The organism is Dokdonella soli (genome assembly GCF_039523175.1).
Classification (GTDB): Bacteria; Pseudomonadota; Gammaproteobacteria; order Xanthomonadales; family Rhodanobacteraceae; genus Dokdonella_A; species Dokdonella_A soli.
In genome coordinates this window covers 1-942 of the sequence record NZ_BAAAEU010000034.1, presented here as the reverse complement: position 1 = coordinate 942, position 942 = coordinate 1, and the positions used below count along the sequence as shown (strand labels likewise).

The window sequence follows — 942 nt, the reverse complement described above, 5'->3', positions numbered from 1 at the left end:
CAGGCGCTGCGCGGCCTGGTGCAGCGAGCGGATCGCCGCCGCGTCCTGCGCCGACAACAACCCGGCCAAGGTCCGCGCCTGGCGCTGCCGGCGGTGGATCGCTTCGGTCTGCTCGCGGGATTCGTTGATCGTCAGCACCAGGCAGCGGTTCAACAGTTCTTCGTCGATCTCGATCGCGGTCGTGGTCAGGAACAGCATCACCGGCCCCTCGACCCGGTATTCCTCGGTCACCAGTTTGCCGGTGGTCGGGTCCTTGCCCGTGCTCGCGATGGTCAGCTCGCCCTGGCTCTGCAACAGCTTCAACGCATATGCCGCCTGCCGAACGCCTTCCTCTTCGGCGATCGCGAGGATCTTGTGCTTGAGGTCGCCTTCGCCGAGATAGAACAGGCTCTGCCCGGTCATCGCCGAGTAGTGCACGCGCTGCTCGTCCGGCATCAACGACAGCAACGCATCCATCAACGTCGACTTGCCGGCCGCGCTGGTCGACTGGATCAGGATCGCGAGCGGCTTGTCGAGTTGGCGGCTGACGCACGCCAGATACCCGACCAGCGCATTGCTGTCTTCGCCGACGACACCGAGCGTCGCCACGTCCTCGACGATGCGCATCATCAGGCGCGGATCGCGCAGCAAGGCCATCGCCGCGCTCTCTTGTTCCGGCGTCAGCGTCGGTGCGGACGACGCCGGTGCGCTGGCACCCTGACGCGCCCGGATCAGCTCGTCCTGGCGCAGCTCGACCGCACGCAGCAGTTTCGCCAGGTCCGCCTTCATCGCCTCTTCGCTCAAGGCCAGCTCGATGCTCGCCTGCTTGCACCACGCCTGCCGTTGCCGCGCCGTGTACAGCTCCACCGTATCGATGTGCAGGAACGTCCCGCGCTGCGCCTTGATCCAGACTTTCAGCTGCTCGTAGCTCGGGTTCTTCTCGATGCCGCGCACCTGGTACGT

At 66.0% G+C, this 942-nt stretch carries 1 protein-coding gene; it reads right to left on the bottom strand.

Annotated features, from left to right (window positions below; genetic code table 11):
* The coding region (locus ABD002_RS19455; protein ID WP_343794257.1) for a P-loop NTPase family protein at positions 1-942 on the bottom strand (942 nt) is incomplete at both ends.